This window comes from Paracoccus sp. R12_2 (assembly GCF_017744015.1).
GTDB lineage: Bacteria > Pseudomonadota > Alphaproteobacteria > Rhodobacterales > Rhodobacteraceae > Paracoccus.
This window is the reverse complement of sequence record NZ_JAGHRA010000034.1, coordinates 1-5,096: the sequence shown is the minus strand read 5'-3', so window position 1 is coordinate 5,096 and position 5,096 is coordinate 1. Positions and strand designations below refer to the sequence as shown.

The window sequence follows — 5,096 nt, the reverse complement described above, 5'->3', positions numbered from 1 at the left end:
CCGCTGGCCGGAGATCTTGTCGACACGCTGTCTGAGGGGCTTCTGAGCGGCTTCTCGGGGACGATCGACAGCATCAAGTCGATGTTCAAGCGCTGGCTGTCGGAGATGATCGCCATGGCGCTCAAGAACCGGATCGTCGTCAACATGGGGGCAAGCTTCGGCGGGATCGGGGGACTGGTCGGCGGGGGCGATGCGCTCTCGCGCGCGCTCGGCGCGGCCGGGGCACCTGTCGGCGGCGGCGGGATCCTGGGCGGGATCACAAGCGGTCTGTCCGCCTTTGGCGGTGGCCTTTGGGGTGGTGCGTCGAGCGTCATCAGCGGTTTGGCCGGTGGCGGCCTGTCGGGCGGCATCGGCGCCATCGGATCGGCGCTGAGCGGTGCCACCTCGGGCCTTGCCGGCCTCGGGACCGCCATCGGGGCGATCGCCCTGCCGGTGGCGGCCGTGGCGGCGGTGTTCAGCTTCTTCAAGACCAAGACCAAGCAGCTCGATGCGGGTCTGCGCGTGACCGTCGACGGGATGGAGACGCTGACCGAGACCTTCAACAAGGTCGAGAAGAAGCGGTTCTGGGGCCTCTCCAAATCGGTGCGGACCTATTATGAGCAGGCCGACAAGGCGACACAGCGCTCGATCGCGCAGGCTGTGGGCACGCTGCAGAACGGCGTCCTCGATGCGGCGTCCGTTCTGGGCTTCGGGGCGCGGACATTCGAGGGCTTCGCGCATACGCTCGAGGTCAGCACCAGGGGCATGAGCGACGAAGAGGCGCTGAAAGCCGTGCAGGAGGCGATCGCCGGTTTGGGCGATGACTTCGCAGGCATGGTTCCGGGGCTGCGGCGGCTGACCCGGGATGGGGAAGGCGCCTCCGACGCGATCTCGCGCCTCGCGCAGTCGCTGATCGGCGTCAACGGGATCATGGACACGCTGGGTCACCGTTTCCACGCCGTGGGGCTGCGGGGGGCCGACATGGCCTCGCAGCTGGCCGATGCCTTTGGCGGTCTTGATGCCATGACCTCGGCCACGCAGCAATTCTACACCTCGTTCTACACCGAGGCGGAGCGTCTGCGCACGACCACGCGCCAGACACGGGATGCGCTCGCCGAGTTGGGGCACGTGATGCCCGAGACGCGCGACGAATACCGCGCCCTGGTCGAAGGCCTGGACCTGACCGGCAAGAAGGGCCGGGACACCTATGCCGCGCTGATCAGCCTTGCGGGCGCCTTCGACATGATCCTGCCTGCCGCTGCCGGACTGACCCGCCAAATGGAGACGCTGCGCAGCCGGGTGCTGGATCAGATCGGCATCGTCATCGACGATCTGGGCGAGGCGGTGCGTGCCAACCAGTCGGCCGCGGCCGATTGGCGCAAGGCGGGGGCAGGGATCCGGGACTACCTGGACAAGCTGCGGGGCACCGCCTCGGCGCTGATCAGCGACCAGCAGGCGCGGGCCTGGCACCAGATGAAATGGATGACGACGCTTGCGTCGGCGCGGGCGGGCGATATCGAGGCGGCCGGCAACCTGACCGGTGCGGCCGGGACCTATCTTTCCAGCGTGAACGATACCGCGCGCAGCCGGGTGGAAGCGGCGCTGGCGCAGGCGCGCGTCTCCGTCTCGCTGGACAAGTTCGCCGACAAGACCGACCGCAACGCCGATGTGCTCGATCGTGTCGCGCTGCTTCAGGGCAGGCAGATCGAGATCCTGGAAGGTGTCCAGGAGGCCATCTCCAATGGCAACAGCATGTCCTCGAAAGGCGTCACGCGACTGCTGGATCGGCTCGGCGCCCTGGATCACCGGATCGCGCGGCTGTCCGGTTCTGCAGGCATCATCGTGGCCGGGTTCAACGATGCACTGGGCGAAACGTCGATCACCGCGGAGCTCACCGGCGGAAGCGGATTGTCGAAGAGCATGGATGTGCTGCGCGGTGTGCTGGGAGAACTGCGCGATGCGATCCGCGCCGAGACGGCGCGCAAGGTTCACGCAAAGCGCGTCGGTCGGCTGAACGACTATGTCGGCGATCTGACCGCGAACAAGGCCGGCAAGCACTTCGTCGACGATACCGACCTGGCGCGCATGGCGAAGATCGCCGGGATCGACACGTCCGGCCTGTCGACCAACCAGGTGCGCCGCCGCCTTGCGAACTTCGACGACGGTGATCTTCTGAAGGGCACGGTCTACGATCCGACCGGCAAGAAGGAACAGGCCTATCTCGATCGACTGAACCCGAAGCCCAAGCCTTCGAAGGTCAAGAAATACGATCTGTCGGACTACAAGATCTCGGAACGCCTCACGGGTTCCGGGCGCGACCATACCGGGTTTACCATCCGTGGACCGTTGGGCGGCACGAAGATCCTCTCGGGCTACTACAACCCACCCAAGGGGACTGCCGAGAACTGGATCAAATGGAACAACTTCCCTGCGTTCGCGACCGGTGGGATGCATGGCGGCGGGCCCGCCTATGTCGGCGAACGGGACCTCGAGCTGGTGGCACCATCGCGGATCTACAATCCGAGCGAGACACGCAAGATGCTGGATAACCGGGAGGTCGTTCAGGCGATCGGCAAGCTGTGGTCGGAGATGAAGGCGCTGCGCGAGGAACACCGGCAGCTCGCCATGGCCACCGCCGAGAACACCCGGAAGATCCAACGCGACATCGCGCGGGGTATGGCCGTGGGATTTCCGACCGATGAGGTGGCCCCGTGAACATCATCGAGCCGGTGCGGATCACACCTGCGATGCTGATCAGCAGCAATGTCCCCGAGGACGATCATCCGGGCTGGGATGCGGGCACGACCTACGGCAACGGTGATCGCGTGATCCGCAGCCACAAGATCTTTGAGAGCGTGCAGGGCGGCAACACGGGCCACAACCCCGCTGCGGACGATATCGGCGAATGGTGGGTCGAGGTCTCGGCCACGAACCGTTGGCGGGCCTTTGACCTGGGCCTCGCCGATCCGGCCACGAACGCCGACAGCATCCGGTACGAGCTGACGCTTGGCCGGACCACCGACGCGATCGCGGTGTTCGGGATGAATGCGGCATCGCTGAGGGTGACGGTCACCGATCCCATCGACGGTGTCATCCACGATGCGACGCACGCGCTGATCGAGACGGTTTCGGTCCATGACGCCTGGTCCTACTGCTTCGGCGAGATCAGCAGTTCTCCGGACCTCATCCTGCGCGATCTTCCGATCTGGTCTGGTGCCACACTGGCGATCCAGATCTCGGCACCGGGAGGAACCGCGAGTGTCGGGGAAATCCTGATCGGACAGGACCATCCGATCGGCCGCACTTTGGTGGATACGGCCATCGGTCTTCAGGACTATTCGATCAAGGAGCGGGACGATTTCGGGGGCGCGGTCGTGGTCGAGCGCGGCTTCACGCGCACGGTCGATTTCCGCTTCGTCTTTCCGACCGAGGATGCACGGCGGATCCAGTCGATCATGTCGCGGATCCGGGCGTCCGTCGCGGTGTTCTATGCCGGGGTCGGCACCGACCAGTTCGCGACCTCGGTGCCCGGCTTCTATCGCGATTTTTCCGTACCACTGAGCACCAACTACAGCTTCGGCTCGCTGGAAGTCGAAAGCCTGCTCTGAGCCCCGCAACCATTGGAAGGGAGCCCGCCGGATCGCGGGTGTTTTGCCATGCCGTTTACCACGCCGCCGCCGGCGCCGAACCGGAATAACCCCAGTACGTTCTCAGCCTACATGGACGCCTTCCTCGCGTGGCTGGTGGTGTTCTGGCAGGAGCTGAACAGCGCGCTGCAGCTCTTCTCGACGAAGGGTTTTGCGACGCTCCAGGGCGGCAGCACGGCGAACGCGCTGGTGCTTGCCGCGGGCTATCCGCCGGGGTCGATCGAGATCGGCACGAAGATCCGCTTCCGCGCCACGCAACCCAACACCGCGTCCGCGACGATCAATCTCGATGGCACAGGCGCGCGGCAGTGCCGGACCGTCACCGGGGCCTCACTGCCCGCCGGATACATTCGGACCGATGTCGAGACCGAGGCGGTGTTCGACGGAACACGCTGGATCGTGGATCGGCGCCCCGAGATCGGCGCGAACGCCAACGGGCAGTACTACAAGACAGCCGAGGGCCGGCTGGAATGCCGTGCCGTGCAGGAATCCATCGGCCTGGTGAACAACCCCTGGACCTATCCCCATCAATTTGCCGGGAATGCGGATGTCGTCCTCGGCAATGCCGTCACGGCCGTCGGCGATGCGATCACCATCACGACGGCCGGCACCGGCAGCGCAAGCTCCATCTCGCTGCAGTTCCGGACCCAGTCCGGAAATGCGAATGCCGTCGCAGGATCACGGGCTACGGTCCTGGCGATCGGTCGTTGGTATTAAGGGAGATCGTCATGCCGAACGTCATCGCCATGGGCCTGAAGCAAGGGGCGACCTTGCGGGCCGCGCTCGCATTCGATCAGGCCGAGTGGGACCAGGTCTTCCCCGCCGACAATATCCGGTGCGAGGCGCGTCTCGGCGGCGTGCTGCGGCCGGTCACGGTCACGCCACGGCAGGATCTCCTGTGCGTCATCTTCTCGGCCGACACCAGCGATTGGCCGATCGGCGAGAACCATCTCGACCTGCGCGTCGAGCGGAACGGGTTCACCGTCTACATCCCCGAGCTGGCAACTGTCGCCATCCCGATCCTTGAACATGTCACCGAGGCGCCCGAATGAAGCTGATCATCAACATGGGCCTCAGCGCCCAGGTCATCGACCTTCCCCTGAGCGGAGAGACGATCGGGGACCTGGTTGCGGCCGGCGAGATCCCCGATATCGGCCCGATCTGGGATATCCTGAAAGGCGACGCGGGCGACGCGCCGGTGCCGCCCACGACGATCACGGCGCCATCGGCATCGGCCAGCAGCGTCAGCGAGGGAACGGAGATCACCTTCGTGGCCGGCGTCTATACAGGCGACGAGCCGATGTCCGTGTCACGTGTCCTGCGCGTCGATGGCAGCGTGGTCGATGCCGAGTTCAGCGAGTTGAGCTACACGCCCCCGATCACCGGCGCGAACCGCGTCGTCTCCGTCACCGAGACCGCCGCGAATGCCGCTGGCACGAGGACCGAGACGGTCACGGTGACGGTCCAGCG

The 5,096-nt window shown here is 65.7% G+C and carries 4 protein-coding genes and 1 pseudogene; all 5 read left to right on the top strand.

Going from position 1 to position 5,096, the window contains the following annotated elements:
* Positions 1-2,694: pseudogene (locus J7359_RS19660) on the top strand (hypothetical protein); the annotation flags it as partial.
* A complete protein-coding gene (locus tag J7359_RS19655; protein ID WP_209059864.1) occupies positions 2,691-3,587 on the top strand; it encodes a hypothetical protein in 897 nt (298 codons plus the stop codon). The pseudogene J7359_RS19660 and the gene J7359_RS19655, both read left to right, overlap by 4 nt.
* Positions 3,588-3,635: 48 nt before the next feature.
* Positions 3,636-4,343, top strand: a complete 708-nt coding sequence (locus J7359_RS19650; RefSeq protein ID WP_209059862.1) for a hypothetical protein — start codon at positions 3,636-3,638, stop codon at positions 4,341-4,343.
* A gap of 11 nt (positions 4,344-4,354) precedes the next feature.
* A complete protein-coding gene (locus tag J7359_RS19645) occupies positions 4,355-4,678 on the top strand; it encodes a hypothetical protein (RefSeq protein ID WP_209059844.1) in 324 nt (107 codons plus the stop codon).
* Positions 4,675-5,096: hypothetical protein (locus J7359_RS19640; protein WP_209059842.1), on the top strand; the 422-nt coding region annotated here is incomplete at its 3' end. The genes J7359_RS19645 and J7359_RS19640, both read left to right, overlap by 4 nt.